Annotated in this window: 25 protein-coding genes; 14 read left to right on the top strand and 11 right to left on the bottom strand. The window is 64.6% G+C overall.

Going from position 1 to position 18,525, the window contains the following annotated elements:
* Window positions 1–11: 11 nt before the first annotated feature.
* Window positions 12–275 carry a type II toxin-antitoxin system ParD family antitoxin gene (locus ACTIGC_RS04560; protein ID WP_439633275.1) on the top strand — a complete coding sequence of 88 codons (264 nt, stop codon included), beginning with the start codon at window positions 12–14 and terminating at the stop codon, window positions 273–275.
* Window positions 275–562 (top strand): type II toxin-antitoxin system RelE/ParE family toxin, encoded by a 288-nt coding sequence (locus tag ACTIGC_RS04555; protein ID WP_439633274.1) that lies wholly within the window; start codon window positions 275–277, stop codon window positions 560–562. Before ACTIGC_RS04560 ends, ACTIGC_RS04555 begins: the two co-directional genes overlap by 1 nt.
* Window positions 563–637: 75 nt before the next feature.
* Here ACTIGC_RS04555 and ACTIGC_RS04550 read toward each other — a convergent pair whose 3' ends face one another.
* Window positions 638–1,273, bottom strand: coding sequence for a peroxiredoxin (locus ACTIGC_RS04550; protein WP_439633273.1), 636 nt, complete (start codon window positions 1,271–1,273; stop codon window positions 638–640).
* A gap of 120 nt (window positions 1,274–1,393) precedes the next feature.
* On the opposite strand from ACTIGC_RS04550, the gene ACTIGC_RS04545 reads away from it, so the two are divergent.
* From ACTIGC_RS04545 to ACTIGC_RS04535, 3 genes are all read left to right on the top strand, one after another.
* A complete protein-coding gene (locus ACTIGC_RS04545) occupies window positions 1,394–1,882 on the top strand; it encodes a SixA phosphatase family protein (RefSeq protein WP_439633272.1) in 489 nt (162 codons plus the stop codon).
* A gap of 70 nt (window positions 1,883–1,952) precedes the next feature.
* Complete coding sequence (locus ACTIGC_RS04540) at window positions 1,953–3,485, top strand: glycosyltransferase (protein ID WP_439633271.1); 1,533 nt, start codon at window positions 1,953–1,955, stop codon at window positions 3,483–3,485.
* The gene (locus tag ACTIGC_RS04535) at window positions 3,415–3,633 is read left to right on the top strand and encodes a hypothetical protein (protein WP_439633270.1); all 219 of its coding nucleotides are present in this window, start codon (window positions 3,415–3,417) and stop codon (window positions 3,631–3,633) included. Before ACTIGC_RS04540 ends, ACTIGC_RS04535 begins: the two co-directional genes overlap by 71 nt.
* Here the strand turns inward: ACTIGC_RS04535 and ACTIGC_RS04530 are convergent.
* Genes ACTIGC_RS04530 through ACTIGC_RS04520 form a run of 3 tightly spaced genes read right to left on the bottom strand, consistent with a single transcriptional unit; the run spans window position 3,630 to window position 5,429 of the window.
* Window positions 3,630–4,274: a YqaA family protein gene (locus ACTIGC_RS04530; protein WP_439633269.1), complete on the bottom strand. Its 645-nt coding sequence runs from the start codon at window positions 4,272–4,274 to the stop codon at window positions 3,630–3,632. The two genes, ACTIGC_RS04535 and ACTIGC_RS04530, sit on opposite strands and share 4 nt — an antisense overlap.
* A 52-nt stretch (window positions 4,275–4,326) precedes the next feature.
* Entirely contained in the window at window positions 4,327–5,097 is a 771-nt protein-coding gene (fliP, locus tag ACTIGC_RS04525; RefSeq protein ID WP_439633268.1) for a flagellar type III secretion system pore protein FliP, read from the bottom strand.
* Complete coding sequence (locus ACTIGC_RS04520; protein WP_439633267.1) at window positions 5,097–5,429, bottom strand: flagellar biosynthetic protein FliO; 333 nt, start codon at window positions 5,427–5,429, stop codon at window positions 5,097–5,099. The genes fliP and ACTIGC_RS04520 overlap by 1 nt, the downstream gene beginning before the upstream one ends.
* 145 nt (window positions 5,430–5,574) lie before the next feature.
* Here ACTIGC_RS04520 and ACTIGC_RS04515 point away from each other — a divergent pair, with 145 nt between their 5' ends.
* The 3 genes from ACTIGC_RS04515 to fliE are packed head-to-tail and all read left to right on the top strand — an operon-like array spanning window position 5,575 to window position 6,794.
* Window positions 5,575–6,024, top strand: coding sequence for a flagellar basal body protein (locus ACTIGC_RS04515; RefSeq protein WP_439633266.1), 450 nt, complete (start codon window positions 5,575–5,577; stop codon window positions 6,022–6,024).
* 21 nt (window positions 6,025–6,045) lie between these two features.
* Window positions 6,046–6,462, top strand: coding sequence for a flagellar basal body rod protein FlgC (flgC, locus tag ACTIGC_RS04510; protein ID WP_127568081.1), 417 nt, complete (start codon window positions 6,046–6,048; stop codon window positions 6,460–6,462).
* A 20-nt stretch (window positions 6,463–6,482) separates the two neighbouring features.
* Entirely contained in the window at window positions 6,483–6,794 is a 312-nt protein-coding gene (gene fliE, locus ACTIGC_RS04505; protein WP_439633265.1) for a flagellar hook-basal body complex protein FliE, read from the top strand.
* A gap of 18 nt (window positions 6,795–6,812) precedes the next feature.
* Here the strand turns inward: fliE and ACTIGC_RS04500 are convergent, their stop codons facing one another.
* From ACTIGC_RS04500 to ACTIGC_RS04480, 5 genes are read right to left on the bottom strand one after another with little or no spacing between them, the layout of a single operon-like run.
* Complete coding sequence (locus ACTIGC_RS04500) at window positions 6,813–10,034, bottom strand: hypothetical protein (protein ID WP_439633264.1); 3,222 nt, start codon at window positions 10,032–10,034, stop codon at window positions 6,813–6,815.
* A gap of 37 nt (window positions 10,035–10,071) precedes the next feature.
* Window positions 10,072–10,755 (bottom strand): MotE family protein, encoded by a 684-nt coding sequence (locus tag ACTIGC_RS04495; protein WP_127568087.1) that lies wholly within the window; start codon window positions 10,753–10,755, stop codon window positions 10,072–10,074.
* Window positions 10,756–10,770: 15 nt separating this feature from the next.
* Window positions 10,771–11,169: a DUF6468 domain-containing protein gene (locus ACTIGC_RS04490; RefSeq protein WP_439633263.1), complete on the bottom strand. Its 399-nt coding sequence runs from the start codon at window positions 11,167–11,169 to the stop codon at window positions 10,771–10,773.
* The gene (gene fliM / locus ACTIGC_RS04485; protein WP_439633262.1) at window positions 11,166–12,314 is read right to left on the bottom strand and encodes a flagellar motor switch protein FliM; all 1,149 of its coding nucleotides are present in this window, start codon (window positions 12,312–12,314) and stop codon (window positions 11,166–11,168) included. The genes ACTIGC_RS04490 and fliM overlap by 4 nt, the downstream gene beginning before the upstream one ends.
* 40 nt (window positions 12,315–12,354) lie before the next feature.
* Complete coding sequence (locus ACTIGC_RS04480) at window positions 12,355–12,903, bottom strand: flagellar basal body-associated FliL family protein (protein WP_439633261.1); 549 nt, start codon at window positions 12,901–12,903, stop codon at window positions 12,355–12,357.
* A gap of 203 nt (window positions 12,904–13,106) precedes the next feature.
* Here ACTIGC_RS04480 and flgF point away from each other — a divergent pair, with 203 nt between their 5' ends.
* From flgF to ACTIGC_RS04450, 6 genes are all read left to right on the top strand, one after another.
* Entirely contained in the window at window positions 13,107–13,916 is an 810-nt protein-coding gene (flgF, locus tag ACTIGC_RS04475) for a flagellar basal-body rod protein FlgF (RefSeq protein WP_439633260.1), read from the top strand.
* A gap of 27 nt (window positions 13,917–13,943) precedes the next feature.
* Window positions 13,944–14,729 (top strand): flagellar basal-body rod protein FlgG, encoded by a 786-nt coding sequence (flgG, locus tag ACTIGC_RS04470; RefSeq protein ID WP_439633259.1) that lies wholly within the window; start codon window positions 13,944–13,946, stop codon window positions 14,727–14,729.
* A 14-nt stretch (window positions 14,730–14,743) separates the two neighbouring features.
* Window positions 14,744–15,682, top strand: coding sequence for a flagellar basal body P-ring formation chaperone FlgA (gene flgA, locus ACTIGC_RS04465; RefSeq protein WP_439633258.1), 939 nt, complete (start codon window positions 14,744–14,746; stop codon window positions 15,680–15,682).
* A 19-nt stretch (window positions 15,683–15,701) separates the two neighbouring features.
* Window positions 15,702–16,505 carry a flagellar basal body L-ring protein FlgH gene (flgH, locus tag ACTIGC_RS04460; protein WP_439633257.1) on the top strand — a complete coding sequence of 268 codons (804 nt, stop codon included), beginning with the start codon at window positions 15,702–15,704 and terminating at the stop codon, window positions 16,503–16,505.
* Between the two features lie 75 nt (window positions 16,506–16,580).
* Window positions 16,581–17,024: a hypothetical protein gene (locus ACTIGC_RS04455; protein ID WP_439633256.1), complete on the top strand. Its 444-nt coding sequence runs from the start codon at window positions 16,581–16,583 to the stop codon at window positions 17,022–17,024.
* Complete coding sequence (locus tag ACTIGC_RS04450) at window positions 17,008–17,403, top strand: hypothetical protein (RefSeq protein ID WP_439633255.1); 396 nt, start codon at window positions 17,008–17,010, stop codon at window positions 17,401–17,403. Before ACTIGC_RS04455 ends, ACTIGC_RS04450 begins: the two co-directional genes overlap by 17 nt.
* A 3-nt stretch (window positions 17,404–17,406) precedes the next feature.
* Here the strand turns inward: ACTIGC_RS04450 and dksA are convergent, their stop codons facing one another.
* Window positions 17,407–17,838, bottom strand: coding sequence for an RNA polymerase-binding protein DksA (dksA, locus tag ACTIGC_RS04445; RefSeq protein WP_439633254.1), 432 nt, complete (start codon window positions 17,836–17,838; stop codon window positions 17,407–17,409).
* A 159-nt stretch (window positions 17,839–17,997) separates the two neighbouring features.
* Window positions 17,998–18,420 carry a flagellar assembly protein FliX gene (locus ACTIGC_RS04440; protein ID WP_439633253.1) on the bottom strand — a complete coding sequence of 141 codons (423 nt, stop codon included), beginning with the start codon at window positions 18,418–18,420 and terminating at the stop codon, window positions 17,998–18,000.
* Window positions 18,421–18,525: the final 105 nt, after the last annotated feature.

The raw sequence follows: 18,525 nt of genomic DNA, 5'->3' as shown, positions 1-18,525 counted from the left end.
ATGGAGACGTCATGCCCAGCAGCTACGCCCTTGGCGGGCATTTCGAAAGTCTGATGGACGAGTTGATCGCCTCCGGGCGCTATAACTCGAAAAGCGAGATCATCCGGGACGGGCTGCGCCTGCTCGAAGATCGCGAAGCCTTGCGTCAGGCGCGGCTCGAAGCCTTGCGCACGGCCATAGCAGAAGGCGCCAATAGCGGCCCCGGCGTTGACGCGGATGCGGTGTTTGACCGGCTGGAAGCGAAGTACCAGGCGATGGCGCAAGGCGCTGCGTAGTGAGTTTGCGCTTTTCGCCCGCAGCGGAGCGCGATCTGGAAGAGATTGCTGATTATATTGCGCAGGACAATCCGAGGCGGGCGCTGAGTTTCATCGCAGAGCTTCGGCAGACGGCGGCGGATATCGAATCCAATCCCCTCGCATGGCCGGAACGCTCCGATCTTCTACCCGGCCTGCGGATGCGGTCGTTCGGGCGATACCTGGTCTTCTACCAGCAGGCAGTGGACGGCGTTCGCATTGAAAGGATACTGCACGCGAGGCGGGATATCGGTGCCAGCAGCACATGATGTTAGACGCTACAAAAGAAAAAACCGGGCCCCTTACGGAGCCCGGCATTTCCGGCATTCCTGCGATGAATGCGCTTACTTGTTCGGCTGCGGCGTGACGCGCAGGTAGGGCTTGATCTTCTTGTAGCCCTTGGGGAAGAGCTTGTCGGCGTCTTCGTCCGAGAGGCTGGGTACCACGATCACGTCCTCACCATCGGTCCAGTTCACCGGCGTGGCCACCTTGTAGCCATCGGTCAGCTGGAGGGAGTCGATCAGGCGCAGCACCTCGGTAAAGTTGCGCCCTGCGCTTGGCGGATAGGTGAAGGTGGCGCGGATCTTCTTGTTCGGATCGATCACATAGACGGCACGCACGGTCAGCTTCGGGTCCGCCTTCGGGTGGATCATCGTGTAGAGGGTGGAGACCTCCTTGTTAACGTCCGCGATGATCGGGAAGTTCATCGCCGTGCCTTGCGTCTCCTCGATATCCTTGATCCAGGCCTTGTGCTGGTCAAGCGGGTCGACAGAGAGCGCGATCGCCTTGGCGTTGCGCTTGGCGAACTCGTCTTTCAGCTTGGCGGTAAAGCCGAGCTCGGTCGTGCAGACGGGCGTGAAATCGGCCGGGTGGGAGAAGAACACCACCCATTTGTCACCGATCCAGTCATGGAAGCGGATAGGGCCTTCAGTGGTGTCGGCGGTGAAGTCCGGGGCGGTATCGCCAAGGAGGAGGGACATGGTCTGTTAGCTCCGTTTGTCGGCTGTCAGGGCGTTATGCGCTTTACTTAGGGAGCGGGCTTGGGCGATGTAAGGTCATCGCGCCTCCACCCCTCGTTCAGATTTACTGGCGGACCCATTATGCCCAGCCTCATCATCATGCGCCATGCCAAAGCCGTTGACCGGATGGAGGCTGAAGACGATTTCGAGCGCGGGCTAACCCCCCGTGGTCATGAGGATGCGGCCCGTGCCGCAGACGCCATGAAGAACGCCGGGCTGATAGCGGATTTTGCCCTGGTCTCCCCTGCCCGCCGCACGCGCGAAACCTTCAAGCCGCTGAGCGCCATCTTCCCCGGCGCCAAGCTTGAAGACCCGATGGCGCTCTATCATGCCTCGCAGGAAATGCTCGAGCGGGCTGTTTCCGAAGCGCTGGAGGGCGGCTCGGAAGCCATCGTTCTGGTCGGGCATAATCCCGGCATAGGCGAATTTGCCCATACGCTGGCGGCGCGCGCAGACGCCATGGAAGGCGTGCCCTATGGCTGGCCGACCAGCGCCACCATCGCCTTTGATCTCGCCGATGCGAGCCTCATGCGGCCCACACGCACCTTCCTCTTCAATCCGAAGGCGTGATTCGAAACGATTCGCCCTAAACGTTAATTTGCATTAACCATACCCGCCGTTCCGCAGGGAGCTGGCGGCAATGGGGCATGCAGTGGGGCAAAGATCACGCCGCGCACCAGCGCAGGCGCAGATCATTACCGGCGCATTCAAGGCCACGCGCAACCATGCGCATGCCTATCGCGCCGCCTATGCACTTGCAGATGAAGCCCCGCAGGCGAGCGCCGCCCATCCGCTGAGCGTCCCGCGCGCCCTGTGGGCCGGCCCGGCCGGGTTTCTGGCTGTGCTTGAAACGATAAGCCCCGGCCTGGCGCTGACGGTCATGGGTGCGCTGGCCTCACTCCTCTTTCTGGGTGTGGCGGGCTTGCGCTTTGCCGCAGCGGTTCTGCCTGCATACACCAGCCCGCGCCGCACGCTGTTCTCTCACGCTCTCCCCTCGATGACGGTGATCGTTGCGCTCCACAAGGAGGCCTCTGTTGTCTCCGGGCTGGTCAGGCAGCTGGCGCAGATGGACTATCCGCGCGACCGGATGGACGTCGCCCTGGCGATCGAGGCCGATGACTGGGAGACATTGCGCGCCGCCCACGCAGCGGCGAAAGCCCATGCCAGCCGTTTGCCGGTACGGGTCATGGCGGTGCCGCCGGTCGGGCCGCGCACCAAGCCCAAAGCCCTCAACTTCGCGCTTCAGCGCACCACAGGAGCGCTTGTTGCGGTGTATGACGCGGAGGATGCCCCCGCCCCGCAGCAGCTGCGCGCAGCGGCAGAAGCCTTCGCAGCTGACCCGGCGCTTGGCTGCGTGCAGGCGCCGCTGGGCTGGTATAACCGTTCCGAAAACTGGCTGACGCGCATGTTCGCGCTGGAATATGCCGCGCAATTCCACGTTATCCTGCCGCTATTCCTGCGGATGGGCTGGCCGCTGCCGCTGGGCGGCACCAGCAATGTGTTCTTGCGTGACGCCCTTGTGGCCTGCGGCGGCTGGGACTCTCACAATGTCACCGAGGATGCGGATCTGGGTTTCCGGCTGGCACGCCATGGCTGGAAAACCGGGATGATAGACCACGGCACGCTGGAAGAAGCGCCCGTTACGCGCCGCGCCTGGGTGGCGCAGCGCAGCCGCTGGCTGAAGGGCCATGCGATCAGCTGGTGCGTACAGATGCGCCAGCCTGGCGGTCTCACGGGCGAAAGCGGCCTGCGCGCCATGGCCTCCCTGCAGGCATCGCTTGGGGTGAACGTGCTCAGCGCGCTGATACACGGGCCGGCGGCGCTGTTTGTGATCTGGATGATCGCCGGCAGTCTGGCGGCTGGACAGCTTCCCTGGATCATACTGCCCGTAGCTGCGGGATATGGCGCAGCCATATTCGCGGCGGCACGCGGCGCACGGCGCGCAGGTTTCCGGGCACGTGCCAGGGATCTGGCGGCGCTGCCGCTCTACTGGCTCTTGCAGACGCCTGCCGCCATACGGGGCTTGCGCGAAATCGCCAGCCAACCCTATGTGTGGACAAAGACCGAGCACGGCGTCACTGCCCAGCACAGGATGGCCCCTGATGAGCCTCACCCTCACGCTCATCCTGATGATTGCGGCACTGGCCCTGTTCGCCTTCAGCGCGTGGCGTAGCGGGCGGCCATCAGACCCGCTGCGCGGCCCAAGGATGGTGCCCTGGACGCTGATATGCATCGGCCTTGCCGTGTTCCTGCTGCTATTGCTGGCCCATCTGCTCAGCTTTATCGGCATCGAAACCGGCCAGCGGGTGCGAACCTTCTAGAGCGACACCGCGATCAGCCAGACAAACAGCGCGGCGAAAAACGCGATGAGCAGCCACCTTCCCCAGCGCGGCAGCCACAGCCAGCCCGCCACGATCCGGTCGCCCACCGCATAAAGCACCAGCCCCATGGCGAAATAGCGCAGGCCCCGCCCCAGCGTAATGGCCAGCGCAAACCACATGCCGCCAACCCCGGCCAGCCCTGCAGCGAGACTGGTCAGCTGTACCGGCACAGGCGTCAGCATGGCGGCAAACACGGCCACCGCGCCGCCGGTCTCGATACGCGCGCGGGCGTCTGACAGGGTTGCTGCCGCGCCGCTATCATCAACGATCATCGGTGCAATGGTATCAAAGGCCAGCCGGGCCAGCGTGTAGACCAGCAGGCCGCCAAGGATGGACCCCAGAGCCGCCGCGGCCGCGGCCGGAAAGACATACCGGCGCCCGCGCAGCATCTGCGCCGCCAGCGGCAGGGCCACCGGCCACGGGAAGATCGTGGAATCGATGAAGGAGCCAACGAACAGGGCCGGCACCGCCCATTTTCCCCGCGCGGCGCGTATCAGGCGCAGACGGACCAGCCGCACCTGACGGGCCACCCCACGTTTGGCGGGAACGGGTCTTGATGGACGGGGCCGGAGCGCGCTCATGGACGTCTCTTTAATACGCCCGTCGGCCGGGTCCAAAGGCGGCACAACGCCGCTATCCGCCAGGTACGCCGGTCTGGAAGCTCTCCACCAGCGAACCTGTCACCAGCCGCCAGCCATCCACCAGCACGAAAAAGATCAGCTTGAAGGGCAGCGAGATGATGACTGGCGGCAGCATCATCATGCCCATCGACATCAGGATGGAGGCGACCACCAGATCGATGATGAGGAAGGGAATAAAAAGCAGAAAACCGATCTCGAAGGCCCGGCGCAGTTCGGAGATCATGAAGGCGGGCGCCACCACATGCAGGGGCGTGGCCTCAGGCGTTTCGGGCTGGACCTGCGCGATGTCGAAAAACAGCGCCAGATCATCCTCGCGCGTATGGGCCAGCATGAACATCTTCACCGGCGAAGTAGTCCGCTCGAACGCCTCCTCGGTTTCAATCTCCCCGTCCAGATAGGGCTGGATGCCCTCGCCATAGGCTTGTGTGAACACAGGCGCCATGATGAAGGCGGTGAGGAACAGCGCGAGCGATACCAGCACCGCATTGGGCGGGCTCTGCTGCAGGCCGACAGCCGTACGCAGCAGGGACAGCACGACGATGATACGCACAAAACTGGTCGTCATGATGAGGATGGACGGCGCCAGTGACAGCACCGTCAACAGGATGACGAGCTGGATCACCCGCTCGGTCAGCCCATCCTCTTCGCCCACATCAATGCTGACCGATTGCGCCTCGGCCATGCCGCCAAACGCCAGCCCGGCCAGCAGCAGGCCAAGCGCGAGGCTCCAGAAAAGCGCTGACCTGGAACGCAGCCACGCCATCAGGACTGACCCTCCGGCGCAGCTTCATCGCCCGTGTCCGGCGCCACAGGCTCAAAGCGGGGCGGAGCAGGACGCCGGTCCAGCACCGTCTCACCGGCAAGGCCCAGCAGGATCACATGCTCCTCATCGTCCACGCGCACCAGCACCACGCGGCGGCGCGGATCGAGCATGAGGGTGGAGGCCACTTCCATGCGGCGCGGCGCATTCGGGCGCTGAATATTGGGGAGGAAATGGGCAAGCCCTGCACGCCTTGCCAGCAGCGCCAACGCGCCCAGCAGGCCCAGCACGAGCAGAAGCGCCGCGAAATAGCGTCCAAAATCCATTACGTCCATCTGGCGCGCTCCCCGGCGGAAGGGCGCAGCCCCTTGGGCGCCCGTCCGTTTTGCGGACTTCAACCGCTAGCGGGAGTCGCGGCTTTGGTTAAGCCACTCTTAACCGCATCAGCACAAGGGTGGGGGTGGAGCCTTGCGCGCCAGAATGGCTGCGCCGAAAAGGGAAGCGAAACGCATGCGTCCGGATGACATTCCTGTCCTTGGCATACTGCGCCAGGCGCTCGGCTATCATTCCGACCGCCAGCGCGTGATTGCCGAGAACGTCGCCAATGCCAACACGCCGGGCTATGTGCCTGATGATATTCCGCAAAGTGAGTTCGCGCGCGCCCTGTCTGGCGCCCAGAGCACCCGCCGGGTCACGCTGAATGCCACCGAAGCGGGCCATATTCAGGGGCGGGTCAATTCTGGCGGTTCGGGCGCATGGCGTTCCATGGCAACGCCCGACAGTGAAACCACGATCAACGGGAATGCGGTGGTGCTGGAAGAACAGATGGTGCGTTCAGGCGAGAACCGCATGCGCTTTGAAACCGCACTCGGCCTTTACCAGAAAAGCCTGTCGCTCATCCGCATGGCGGCCCGCGGGCCGGGCGCATAAGGCAAGGGAAGGATATAGATCATGTCCAACAACGCATCAGATACCTTGCAGATCGCCGCGGCGGGCCTTCGCGCCCAGTCCGCGCGCATGCGCATCATCGCGGAGAACCTGGCCAATGCGTCCTCTACCGGGCGCACGCCGGACGAGAACCCCTATCAGCGCCAGATGCCCGTTTTCCGCGCCGAACTGGACCGCGTTACCGGAGCAAACCTTGTGCGCATGACCGACGTGCGCGCGGACGAATCGGAGTTCCGTCTGGTCTACGAGCCGGGCCACCCGGCCGCCAACGGGGACGGTTATGTGCGCTATCCGAATGTCTCCAGCCTGATCGAGCTGATGGACATGCGCGAGGCGCAGCGCTCTTACGAGGCGAACATGAACATGGTGGAAGGTACGCGGCGCATGATGGAGCGCACGCTGGACCTTCTGCGCCGCTAGGAAAGTCTGGAGACTGAACGATGGATCTCGCAGCCATCCGCGCCTATGCGCAGGCCGCCCGCCAAGTGGCCGACCCGAACGCCGCCAGTGCCGCCAGCGCGGGCAATCCGGTCGCCTCCGGCTTTGGCGACATGGTGATGAACGCGCTCAGCGAGACGCAGGCCGTCATGCAGGCGTCCGAAAGCCTGACCGCACAGAATGCCGCCGGACAGGCCGAGCTGGTGGATGTCGTTACCGCAATGGCCGCCGCTGAAGTGCAGCTGGAAACGGTTATCGCCGTACGCGATCAGGTGATCCGGGCCTATCAGGAAATCCTGCGCATGCCGATCTAGTGCCTGAGGCTTTAAGCCTCAGGACGGCCCCTGCTCCCCGCCCGCCTCGAAACGGCGAGCAAATCCGGTCAGAAACGCATCCATCGTGCCCCGGCTGGCGAGGCTGGAGACCAGCTCTGTCAGCCTCCGGTCGCCCGGCGCGGGCAGTTCGGTGGTAACCAGGCTGAAGCTGCCGCGATGACGCGTCACCGCCATACGATCACCGTAACGGGCTTCAACACGCTCCAGAGAGCCACTATCCCCGGCCAGCGCATAGGCAATCGCCGCGCGCATCACATCGCGCGCCTCTATCTCGCTCAGCGGTTCATCCTCACGCCAGCGCGCGCCCAGAACAGCTTCCAGCCCGCGCGCGGCATTGGCCCAGTCACGCTGCTCCCATGCAATATCGGCCCGCAGACGGCGCGCCTGGGGGCTGTCATCATCCCCGATCATCTCAAGGGCGTGATCAGCCCGGCCGAGACCGGCCATGGCCCGTGCTTCCAGAAGGCGGCGTTCAGCGACGAGCGCAGGCGCCAGTCCCGCCACGCGGGTCGCGCGCAAGATGCGCAGCGCGTCTTCATGACGGCGCCCCATCAGATAGATCACGGCCAGATCAGAGGCGATGGCCGCACGCGCCTGCGCGGGCATGGAACGGTTATCGACCTGATGCTGGAGGAGCTGGGCTGCCGGATCGAGCAGATCAACCGCCACCAGCCGCTCGGCCACGCGGCGCACCATCCGGTCGCCGTCGGCTCCTTGCGGGGTCAGCGATGCATACTCGTTAAAGAGGGACAGCGCCTCCAGTGGCGACATGCGCGCGGCCTCATCGCGCAGGAACAGGCGGCGGAACAGCGCGTCCATATCGCTCGCAATAGCCCGCGCCGCCGCGCTGCCGGGCTGGCGCAGACGGGCCTGGCTCATCACATCCAGCGCATCGCCAAAACGCCCGGCCTCTGCGTAAAGCTCGCCCAGCTGCCGGGCTGCTTCCAGCTCGGTATCGTCTCCGCGCCAGCGCAAGGCGATGCTTGCCAGCGTGTCTGCAGCCTGTGTAGGCGCCACCCGTCCTTCATCCAGCTCAAGGCGGACCTGATTGAGAAGGGCGGCGGCCTGGATAGGCAGCCACGGGTCTTCGGCCAGCGCCGCGAAACGCCGGATCGCCTCGTCATTGCGCCCTGAGAGAGCAGCCACGCGCGCGGCGGCAAATTCAGCTTCGGCGCGGGCCTGTGGATCGTTGAGCTCAGGGTCCATCCCCTCCAGCACACGCAAGGCGGCGCCGACATCGCCGGTCTCGGCGGCAGCGCGGGCATAGGCAGACTGCACCCGTGCGCGCCAGAGCGGATCAAAGAAGAAGCTGCTTCCTTCGGCGGCATCAAACCGGCGCCGCGCTTCAGCCCAGTCAGACCGGCGCGCCGCGACCAGCCCGCGCCAGGGCTGCGCGGCCGGATCCTCGTTGAGTGCCGCGCCGGACAGAAACACTTCCGCGCGCGGCAGCCGCCCCATCATCAGCATGGCGATACCGTTGACCACGCGCAGCTCTGCGCTGCCAGCCAGCTCGCTATCGGCCTGCGCCGCCAGACGCGCCGCGCCGAGAGCTTCAGGGGCCAGCTCCCACGCCAGATAGAAACGCGCCAGATTGAGCAGCTCGCGCGGCTCGCCGCCTGATGCGCGCCGCAGGGCCAGCGTCAGGCCTGACTGAAAATCATCGCCGCCGCGCCATGCCACAAGGTCGGCAAAGCCGGGCGATGTCGGCATCACGGCACTGGCGGCGGACGCAGGGCCGCCCGCGCGCGACAGGGCCATGCCGCCCGGCCGGGTCAGCTCAGCACCGCCCTCCCGCAGGACAAGCTGAAGATCGTCCGCCAGCGGCTGCACGGCCACGCCATGCACAGACGGCAATATGTGCGCCTCGACCATGCGATAGGGCAGAAGAACACCGCTCTTGGCCCCATCAGCGGTGAGCACCAGAAGGCTGTCACCCAGCACCGGATCATCCACCCTGACCACCGCGCGGGCACCTTCCTGACCGAGCCGGAGGCGGGCAGGCTGGCCGGGCAATGTCTCGCGCATCAGCACGACAGGACGCGGCGGCTGGTCCACACTGTCACGCAGGGCAACCGTCCAGGTCGCGCCCGCAGCCACCGGATCAGGCAGGGTGGCCTCGGGAGACTCGATGCGCAGGGCGGTATAGTCCTCGCCTGCCACGATCTGGTATCCGCGCACATGGCGGCGCGGCGCCTCTGCAAGCTCGGACACGTCCAGCTCTGCGGCGGCATCAAAGACCAGCCACACCGCATCCGGGCGCCGGAAAACGGCAAGGCCCGGCAAGTGTGCCCATTCAAAATGCAATAGCGCGTCATTGCCGCTGCGCGTCAGGCGGACTGGCACAATGCCGCTATCGGGCACCGGGTCCGGCCGCGTGGCTGGCTGCGCAGCCTCTTCAACCCGTTCCGGTTCAGGCGGCGCTGCCGCTTCTTCATCAGCAAGGCCTGACAGCAGGGCCAGCATGGCTTCAGGCGACACATGCCCCGCTGGCAGCACGTCCAGTACGATGCGCCGCCCATCCTCATCATCCCACGCGCGGACGGTGGCCCCGTCCTCCAGCAGCACGGTAACGGTAAGCCCGGTATCCTCATTGGCAGCGCGCACCATCTCGATCAGGCGGGGCGGGCTGGCAGAAAGCTGGCGCAGATCAACCTCGCCCGGCGCATCAAAGCGCAGCGCCGCCCGGCCATTTCCGCTTTCCAGCGTGTAGCCGGTGCGCGACGGCCAGATGAACTCGATGCGCGTATAGTCCGCCGCCTCACCCGAGCGCACGGCGACATTGGCAGGCGGAGGCGGCGCACTGGCTGCTGCTGCGCGCTCGGCAGCGGCCTGCGCCTCGGCCCTGCGATTGCGCTCGAACTCGGACACAACAGGGGCCGGTGCCGCGGCCCCGGGAGGCGTCAGATCAATCGCGATGACGTTGTGGGAGACGCTGACATGCGGCTCGGCCTGCAGGTTCAGCGCAAGACGCAAGGCCCGCCCGTCCTCGTCGAGCCTTGCCATGGCAACAAGTCCGCCTGTCTGGGAAGGGATCGAGGCAGCATCAAAAAAGACAGGCTGTGAAAAGCGCGCAACCAGCACCGCGCCGGCCGCTATCTCGGCATCTGCTGACAGCTCCCCGCCCATGGACTGGGGATAGGTGACGACAAGGCGCGTGCTGGCAGATGTGCGCTCGACGGCAACGCTGCCTGTCACCTGCGCCCACGCGTCAGCGCTCACCCCCGCAAGGAGCAACGCCCCGGCAAGGGCGGCGAGCCTAGCTGTCCCGGCCGGCAAGGCGGGCCTCCACCTCGGTCTGGGTCTCCGGAGGATTGGCGCGCGAGCGCAGCCGCAAGGTCAGCTCTGCGGCAAAGCCGGGATCCATCTCCGCCAGGATTGCCGCATAGCGCCGTGCCTGATCGCGCTGCAGGGATTCCGCCAGCAGGACCAGCGTGTCCTCGTCCATGCGCGACATGATCGCGGCCGCGTTTTCCGGCTCCAGCTGGGCATAGACCGAGACGATCTCGCCGACACGGCGCTCGCGCTCGGTTTCCAGCGTGCCCAGAAGTGTTTCCAGACTGGTCTCCAGCGCCTCCATACGCGCGATACGCGCCTCGATACGCCGCTCGGCAACTTCCAGAAGCGCCTCGCGGGTATCAAGCTCATCCTCGCGCATATCGAGCTCCACACGCCGGTTCTCCACCAGTTCGCAAAGCTGGAACTGGGACCGCGTGACATTGAACTCGTCCGGTTCGGCTTCAAAAGCCGGGGCGGGGGTTGCCGCTGGCGGCGCGGCGGCAGGCTGATCCACAGCTTCCGCCCGCGGGGCCAGCACTTGCGGCTCGTCACCGCCTTGCGTGTTCATCAGCGCCACGGCGCTATCGGCCAGCGACACCGATTTCAGCGCGAACATGGCCGCCAGCAATATGGCGATAACGGCAAGGGGACGAAGGCCGGGCATGGGCAATGACCTTTTCTAGCGCAGCGTCTTGAGGTGTTCGCGCTCACGCGGGTGCTGCGCACTCTCGCGTTCACGGGGCAGCTCACTGGCCGCCTGCGGGCGGCGCGCACGGTCGAAACGGTCAAGGCGCGTCTCGCCCGCACTGGTCAGAAGGCGCAGCTCATCGGCCAGCGCGCGCGCTTCGTGCGTGCGCTGCTCCAGCACCTCGCCTGTCTCCTTCGAGGCCCGGTCCAGCGCGGCGAGGCCGGCACGCGCGCGGTCCACCGCGTCATTGAGGGCGGATACAGTCTCTTTCAACCCGTCCTGCCCGTCGCGCAGGGCTTTCAGCCGCCGGTCGACGCGCCAGCACATCACCGCCGCGCCCACCAGAAGGACACCGATCAGGGCTTCAAACAGGAAGGCCGCCATACTCATGAGAACCTCGTCAGCGTGCGCCGTGCGGCGGGGGTGAGCGGTGCATCGAGCCGGACGGCCACATTATGGTTCAGTCTGCCCATGCGCCCGCGCGTCAGCGGAATGGTGCCGCAGCGCAGCTCAACGGCGCTATCTGGCCCGGCATCGAGCATGATCGTATCGCCGACCTGAAGTTTCATGATCTCGCCCAGTGGCCGCTGCAATTCATCAACGACGGCGTGAACCTCCATCTGCGTCGACCACAACTCGGTTGCGAGGTGGCTTTCCCAGATATTGTCCCGTCCGAACTTCTCCCCCATGAATTGCTGGAGGAGCATTTTGCGGATGGGCTCAAGCGTCGCATAGGGCAGAAGAAGCTCGATTCGCCCTCCCCGGTCCTCCATATCAATGCGCAGCTTGACGAGAATGGCCGCATTGGCAGGCCGGGCGATAGCGGCAAAGCGTGGATTGGTCTCCACCCGGTCCAGGGTGAAGTCCACATCTGTCAGTGGCGCAAACGCCTGTTTGGCATCAGCCAGCACCACTTCGATCATGCGCTGGACCAGCGTACGCTCGATCGTGGTGTAGGGACGCCCCTCGATACGCATGGCACTGGTGCCGCGCCGCCCGCCCAGCAGCACGTCCACCACCGAGTAGATGAGATTGGAATCGACCGTCAGCAGGCCGTAATTGTCCAGTTGCTGCGCGCGAAACACCGACAGGATGGCGGGCAGCGGGATGGAGTTGAGATAGTCGCCAAAGCGGATGGAGGAGATGTTATCAAGGCTCACCTCCACATTGTCGGAGGTGAAATTACGCAAGGATGTCGTCATCAGCCGCACAAGGCGGTCAAAGACAATCTCCAGCATGGGCAGGCGCTCATAGGAGACGAGCGCGGAATTGATGATAGCGCGGATGCCCGAGCGCTCGGCCCCGTCCTCGTCCGACACCGAGAAGCCCAGAAGGCTGTCGATCTCGTCCTGGTTGAGGATACGCTCAGGGCCTTGCGCGCCTTGCTGGGGCAGGAAGGTTTCGCCATCGGCGCCCACCATGGCTTCCCATTCAGACGCAAGCGCATCCGAACCGGCACCGTCAAAGTCGGGCTGTTCCGCACTGGCGGCGGCTTCCCATTCGGCGGCCAAGGCATCCTGATCTACATCACTCATGGGGCAATCCGGTCATTGTCTCGCGCAAAGGGCACCATCATCACGACTGGCTGATAAGGATTTCGGTCAGGAGCACCCGGTCCACCTGGGCGGGCGCGATCGCCAGATTGGTCCGGCGCAGCAATTCCAGACGCAGGCGGTGCTGGCCTGCAGACCCGGCCAGATCATCAGGCGTCAGCTCGCGCAGGAAGCCCTGATACTGGTCCAGAATACGCTGCATACCCGCCTCCAGCGCGGGCTCCACGGCCGGATCGGTAAACTCGAAACTCACCTTGAGCGTGAGGATCGGACGCACATTGCCCGAACCGGAAATCTGCACCACCAGCGGCTGCCCGATCTCGAAGCTCAGGATTTCCGGCCCCGCCTCGGCCAATGCCTGCTCGGCAGCCTCGGCTTCGGCCATCGCAGCCTCATCTTCCCCGCCCCCGCCAAAAAGGAACAGCCCGCCCGCTACCAGCGCGAGCACGAGAATGATGGCCGGCAGGCCGATAAACAGCGCCAGCTTCTTGATATCAGGCTTGGACTTGCCTTCGCCCTCGGCATTTTCGCCGTCGGCGCCGTCTTCGTTTTCGTCGTTTTCTTCGGCCATGATGATCCCGCCAGATCGCACTGATTCACGCTTCAGCAAGGATTAGGGGGCGTCCCGGTTAACGATCCGTTGGGAAAGTTTCCCGATAGGCAGTTTTTTCCGCGTCAAGCTGCATTGCCTGCCGGGCGGAACGGGCCGGAAGCAAAGGCCGGAAACTCAAGCTATTGTAATTAATGGGTATTAACCATGGCACGCCCCTTGCGATGGCTGGGCGGCGTGGCTGGCAAAAGTCCGGCCGCACGCGGCACACGGCCAGAAAGGGCGAGGAGGGCGCGATGGACAACATGATGATGATAGGCCTGAGCCAGCAGCAGGTGCTGCGCCGGGCCATGGACATCACTGCCAACAATATCGCGAACGTCTCCACTGCGGGCTTCAAGGCCGAGCAGCTTCTGGTCGAGGCCGACCCCTATACCCGTGCGCGCGCAGAAGACGGCCCTGCCCGCCTTAACTATGTCGCCGAGTGGGGTATGGGCCGCGATTTCAGCCAGGGCACTCTGGAGCAGACCGGGCGTCCTCTGGACGTGGCCATCACTGGCGAGGGCTTTTTCACGATTGATACCCCGCAAGGCGAGCGCTTCACGCGCGACGGCCGCTTTTCCATGGACGCAGCCGGCACGCTCACATCGGCCAATGGCGCCCCTGTACTGGGCGAGGACGGTGCGCCGATAACTATCGACCCGGACGCCGGGCCCGTCACCATCCTGGCCAATGGCGAGGTCAGCCAGAACGGCCTTGCCGCCGGACGCATCGCCGTTACCCGCTTCGAAAATCAGGGCGTCCTCTCCAAGATAGGCGACAATCTCTATACCGCCCCTGACGATGCGCCGCGCGAACTCGCGCTCGAACCCGTGATCCGCCAGGGATTTGTCGAGAGCTCCAACGTGCGCCCCATCATGGAGATCACCTCCATGATGGAAGTGTCGCGCGCCTATTCCTCCGTTACCCGCATGCTCCAGCAGGCCGACGAACTCAGCCGCAAGGCGATCGAGCGTCTTGGCCGGCCGGGCTAGTGAATTCATGATAAGGAAACCCAACTGATGCGCGCACTGTCTACCGCCGCCACGGGAATGGAAGCCCAGCAGCTCAATGTCGAGGTGATTGCCCACAACCTCGCCAACATGAACACGACCGCGTTCAAGCGTCAGCGCGCGGAGTTTCAGGATCTGCTCTATCAGAATCTGGGTCAGGTTGGCGCCGCCAGCTCGGACGCCGGCACCATCGTGCCGACCGGCCTGCAGATCGGTCTGGGCGTGCAGGCGGGCTCGGTCTACCGCATCACCGAGCAGGGCAGCCTTTCCCAGACCGGCAATGAACTGGACCTTGCCATTTCAGGCCGGGGCTATTTCCGCATCGAACTGCCCAATGGCGGCGAGGCCTATACCCGCGCCGGCAGCTTCTCGCGCAGCCCGGAGGGCCAGCTGGTCACCTCTGACGGCTATCTCGTCATGCCGGGCATCGCGATCCCCGAAGAGGCGCGCCGCGTGGAAGTGAACCAGCAAGGACAGGTGCAGGTGCAGCTTGATGGCGACGCCGAGGCGCAGATCCTCGGCCAGCTCGAACTCATCACCTTTGCCAACGAGGCGGGTCTCGAGGCGGCAGGCGACAACCTCTACCTGGAAACCGCAGCGTCGGGCGCGGCCAATGTCGGCGTGCCGGGCCAGCCGGGCTTCGGCATTATCCGGCAAGGCTTTGTGGAAACCTCCAACGTGGATGCCGTCACCGAGATCACCGCGCTGATCCGCGCCCAGCGGGCCTATGAGATGAATGCCCGTGTCATCAGCGCTGCCGACGAAATGCTCGCTGCTTCTGCAAACCTGCGCTGATAGGGGTAATTATCATGCTGCGCGTCATAGCCACTGCCACGCTTCTTGCCATCGCCGGAACCGCCTTCGCCGCCGCACAGCAAAGCGTGCTTCTGCGCGAACGCGTGGTGGTCCAGGGCGCGACCGTGACGCTCGGCGACCTGTTTGAAGGGGTAGAAGGCGACGCCGCTTCGGTGACGCTTGCCCGCGCGCCGCAGCCCGGTTCACGCACCTTCCTTGACCCTGCCTGGGTCAGCCGTCAGGCCAGCCGCAACGGACTGGAGTGGGCAAACGCCACAGGCATGGAACGCGTGGCGGTTGAACGCGCTTCGCAAAGCCTGTCAGCGGGCGAGATCGCCGACATGATCGCCGCGCACATGTACCGCGAAACCGGCCGCAGCCACGAAGTCACGCTTTCCAACCGCATGCTGTCGATCCACGCGCCCGTGGACGCCTCCGGCTCACCGGAAATCGTCCGGCTGGAGCTGGATGGCCGCACCGGACCGTTCCGCGCGGAGATCCGCACCCATGATGGCGGCGATGCCGTGACCATTACCGGCCGCGCTGACCCGGTCATGGATGTGCCGGTTCTGGGCCGCCCGGTGGCGCGCGGCGAAGTCATTGAAGCGGGCGACATCGAGTGGGTGCGCATGCGCTCTGACCGCATCCGCCCCGACGCCATCACCAGCGAACGCGCCCTTATCGGTCAGGAAGCGCGCCGCGCCCTGCGCGCCGGTGAAGCGCTGCGTGGCTATGATCTGCGCGAGCCGGCTGCCATCACGCGCGGCGAAACCGTGGCACTGGTTTTCCAGTCCGGTCCGCTGACCCTGACCGCACGTGCCCGCGCCCTTGAAAACGCGGCGCTCGGCCAGACGGTCCGCTTTGTGAACCTTCAGTCCAACCGCACCGTCGAAGGTGTGGTCGAGGGACCGGGCCGCGCGCGCGTGACCGGCGCCACCAGCAATATCTTCTAGCCGTCAGGAGACGACGATCATGCCCAGCACCCACCTGACGCGCCTTGCCCGCCTCGGCGTCTGCGCGCTCGCCCTTACAGCCATGAGCGCCTGCGCCGTACGCGACCGCGCCAGCTATATCGGCCAGCCGCCACCCCTGTCGCCCATCTCTGCCGATGCGGCCATTCGCGGGGTCGGCATCACCGAACAGAACGGCGCATCGGGTCAACGCCAGCTGGAAGCCCTGCAGGCCGCCATCGCCGCCCGCCAGAACGATACTGGCAATCTGAACTCGCTCTGGCGGTCCAACTCATCCACCTTCTTCGGCGATCCGCGTGCGGCACGTGTGGGCGACATTCTCACCGTCAACATCAACATTGCCGACCGCGCCCAGCTGAACAATCAGACCAACCGCTCACGGGTCACGTCTGAACGCGCAGGCATTCCCAACTTTTTTGGCGGCGAAGCGGCCCTCGATGGGTTCTTTAACGACGCCATTGACCCGGAAAACCTTGTCCGCATGGGGTCCAACAGCTCCACGCGCGGCAGCGGCTCGGTCAACCGTTCCGAGACCATCCGCCTTACCGCCGCCGCCATCGTGGTGGACGTGTTGTGGAACGGGAACATGATCGTGCACGGCCGCCAGGAAGTGCGGATCAATAACGAGGTGCGTGAGCTTCTGATCTCCGGCATCGTACGCCCGCAGGACATCGCATCGGACAACACGATCGACCACTCCAAGATCGCCGAGGCGCGCATTTCCTATGGTGGCCGCGGGCATATTTCCGAGATGCAGCGCCCGCCAGTCGGCCAGGAAATATACAACCTCCTGTGGCCGTTCTAACGATTGCGCGCTAACGCTTTGCTCATCATTCGGCCCCTAGGATGATATTCGGGCGCAAGCTCGAAGGGGGGCTGAATGACCGGGCGTTTCTCATATATTACGCGCATTCTGGAGCCTGAAGGGCTCATGTATGTGCGCGTTTTCGGCGTCAACCGCCCGGACCTCAGCCGTGACCGGGGCGGCATGCTGCTCGACCGTGTGGCCAAGGGCGGCATCAATGCGGTGATCTTCGATTACCGGCGCATGGTCTATACCCACGACACCTTCCAGATCGGCACCCTGGCCGGACGGGTCGCGAGCCGCCTGCCAGCCGGCTTTCCGGTTGCCTATGTGCTTGCCCGCCAACATGCAGGCTTCGTTGTCACACTGATGCGCACACTGGCCCGCAAGGGGATCATTACCGAGCCCTTCGCCACCCACCGGCCTGCCATTGCCTGGGCACGCCAGCAGATCGCGATGGCCCAGCTGGCCGCCGATGCCCGCCGCGCAGGCCTGAATGTTCATGCCCGAAGCGCCTGACGCATCCGACCTCAGTATCGAACGTTTCGAGCTGGAAGGCGCAAATGTCTTCTGCGCCCGGCTGATCGGCACCCACCGCTTGAAAGACAGCCTCGTCAACGCGCAGCGCCTGGCAGAGCGCGTCGTGCGCGAGAACCGCGATGCCGTCATACTCGATTACAGCCAGTGCCAGCTGGAACATAAGCTGGAAGAGTTCATCAGGGTCGGGGATCTGTTCGTCCGGCACATGCCCGCCCATGTGCGCTTCAGCTACGTGTACCACGCATCAAACATGATGCACGCCGCCTATATGACGAAAACGCTCTTCAAGGCGGGTTTTCAGGCACGCGCGTTTGGCAACTGGGACGATGCGGAACGCTTCGCGCGCGGGATCGAATAACGGTCAGTCGTCGCGGTGGACCCGCTCGGAGCGTTCATGGCGTTCCTGGGCTTCCAGGCTCAGCGTTGCCACCGGGCGTGCATCCAGACGGGCCAGCGAAATAGGCTCACCCGTCTCATCGCAATACCCGTAGGTATCTTCCTCGATCCGGCGCAGCGCAGACTCGATCTTCGAGATCAGCTTACGCTGACGGTCGCGGGCGCGAAGCTCCAGCGAACGGTCGGTTTCGGTCGAAGCACGGTCAGCCAGATCCGGCAGGGCGCCGATATCTTCCTGCAGGGCGTAGAGCGTCGTTTTGCTCTCCCGCAGAATCTCGTCTTTCCATGCCATCAGCTTGCGGCGGAAATACTCTTTCTGCCGCGGGTTCATGAAGTCCTCGTCCTCGCTGGGACGATACCCCTCAGGCAGCTCAATCTTGGATTCAAATGCGCTCATACGCCCGCCTCCATGACGCTCACGCCCCTGCCCATGAGCGCGGCGGAGAATATCGGCGCAACTCATCAAGTCAACGGCGCATGACCGTTACACCGCAAGTTTGGTGCCAATACGATTAGATGAAGACTTTCAAGGACTAGACGGCCACGCCTTCGTCATTCAAGCGTCATATTTGGCCAGTTCGACCGCCGCGCGCGTCTCAACTTCGTCCAGCATGGCTTCCAGACGCGGGTCCGTTACGGATTCGCGCCGTGCCTTGAGCACGTCCATCAGGCGGACCAGTCTGGAACGCGGAACGCCGCCTTCCAGCAGAGCGATTTTCAGATCATCGAGCACATCAAGCAGGGTGAAGGCGCGTTCGGTTGCCCGCTGGCGCGCTCCAGCCTCGTCATGATCGCCTTGCAGCGCCAGCAGCGCCTCGACCGATCCGACCGACGCAACCGGCCCCGTTCCCGCAACACTGGACGATGCCGGCGCAGACGCCGGTGAGGCAGGCGCAAAGCTTCCCGAACCGCTCTGCGTGCGGCTGGTGCGTTTGGGAGCGCTCGGCCCCTGGGTGCTGCCCGGACCGCTGATCTTCATCGGTCATGCCTCTTCGACAGGAACATCTGAGCCAAATTGCTTAAGCTTGCTTAACAGTCCCTTAAACCGCTTCGCGCGCCCGGCAAAATCTTCCCGGCAGCGTCC

The sequence above is a fragment of the Glycocaulis sp. genome (assembly GCF_051859565.1).
Taxonomy (GTDB): domain Bacteria; phylum Pseudomonadota; class Alphaproteobacteria; order Caulobacterales; family Maricaulaceae; genus Glycocaulis.
The sequence above is the reverse complement of the archived record's forward strand: the minus strand, read 5'-3'. Positions and strand labels throughout refer to the sequence as shown.

Coding starts and splice junctions, on each gene's coding strand:
- ACTIGC_RS04560 (WP_439633275.1), top strand. CDS start 12: ATGCCCAGCAGCTACGCCCTTGGCGGGCATTTCGAAAGTCTGATGGAC.
- ACTIGC_RS04550 (WP_439633273.1), bottom strand. CDS start 1,273: ATGTCCCTCCTCCTTGGCGATACCGCCCCGGACTTCACCGCCGACACC.
- ACTIGC_RS04545 (WP_439633272.1), top strand. CDS start 1,394: ATGCCCAGCCTCATCATCATGCGCCATGCCAAAGCCGTTGACCGGATG.
- ACTIGC_RS04540 (WP_439633271.1), top strand. CDS start 1,953: ATGGGGCATGCAGTGGGGCAAAGATCACGCCGCGCACCAGCGCAGGCG.
- ACTIGC_RS04535 (WP_439633270.1), top strand. CDS start 3,415: ATGAGCCTCACCCTCACGCTCATCCTGATGATTGCGGCACTGGCCCTG.
- ACTIGC_RS04530 (WP_439633269.1), bottom strand. CDS start 4,274: ATGAGCGCGCTCCGGCCCCGTCCATCAAGACCCGTTCCCGCCAAACGT.
- fliP (WP_439633268.1), bottom strand. CDS start 5,097: ATGGCGTGGCTGCGTTCCAGGTCAGCGCTTTTCTGGAGCCTCGCGCTT.
- ACTIGC_RS04520 (WP_439633267.1), bottom strand. CDS start 5,429: ATGGACGTAATGGATTTTGGACGCTATTTCGCGGCGCTTCTGCTCGTG.
- ACTIGC_RS04515 (WP_439633266.1), top strand. CDS start 5,575: ATGGCTGCGCCGAAAAGGGAAGCGAAACGCATGCGTCCGGATGACATT.
- flgC (WP_127568081.1), top strand. CDS start 6,046: ATGTCCAACAACGCATCAGATACCTTGCAGATCGCCGCGGCGGGCCTT.
- fliE (WP_439633265.1), top strand. CDS start 6,483: ATGGATCTCGCAGCCATCCGCGCCTATGCGCAGGCCGCCCGCCAAGTG.
- ACTIGC_RS04495 (WP_127568087.1), bottom strand. CDS start 10,755: ATGCCCGGCCTTCGTCCCCTTGCCGTTATCGCCATATTGCTGGCGGCC.
- ACTIGC_RS04490 (WP_439633263.1), bottom strand. CDS start 11,169: ATGAGTATGGCGGCCTTCCTGTTTGAAGCCCTGATCGGTGTCCTTCTG.
- fliM (WP_439633262.1), bottom strand. CDS start 12,314: ATGAGTGATGTAGATCAGGATGCCTTGGCCGCCGAATGGGAAGCCGCC.
- ACTIGC_RS04480 (WP_439633261.1), bottom strand. CDS start 12,903: ATGGCCGAAGAAAACGACGAAAACGAAGACGGCGCCGACGGCGAAAAT.
- flgF (WP_439633260.1), top strand. CDS start 13,107: ATGGCTGGGCGGCGTGGCTGGCAAAAGTCCGGCCGCACGCGGCACACG.
- flgG (WP_439633259.1), top strand. CDS start 13,944: ATGCGCGCACTGTCTACCGCCGCCACGGGAATGGAAGCCCAGCAGCTC.
- flgA (WP_439633258.1), top strand. CDS start 14,744: ATGCTGCGCGTCATAGCCACTGCCACGCTTCTTGCCATCGCCGGAACC.
- flgH (WP_439633257.1), top strand. CDS start 15,702: ATGCCCAGCACCCACCTGACGCGCCTTGCCCGCCTCGGCGTCTGCGCG.
- ACTIGC_RS04455 (WP_439633256.1), top strand. CDS start 16,581: ATGACCGGGCGTTTCTCATATATTACGCGCATTCTGGAGCCTGAAGGG.
- ACTIGC_RS04450 (WP_439633255.1), top strand. CDS start 17,008: ATGCCCGAAGCGCCTGACGCATCCGACCTCAGTATCGAACGTTTCGAG.
- dksA (WP_439633254.1), bottom strand. CDS start 17,838: ATGAGCGCATTTGAATCCAAGATTGAGCTGCCTGAGGGGTATCGTCCC.
- ACTIGC_RS04440 (WP_439633253.1), bottom strand. CDS start 18,420: ATGAAGATCAGCGGTCCGGGCAGCACCCAGGGGCCGAGCGCTCCCAAA.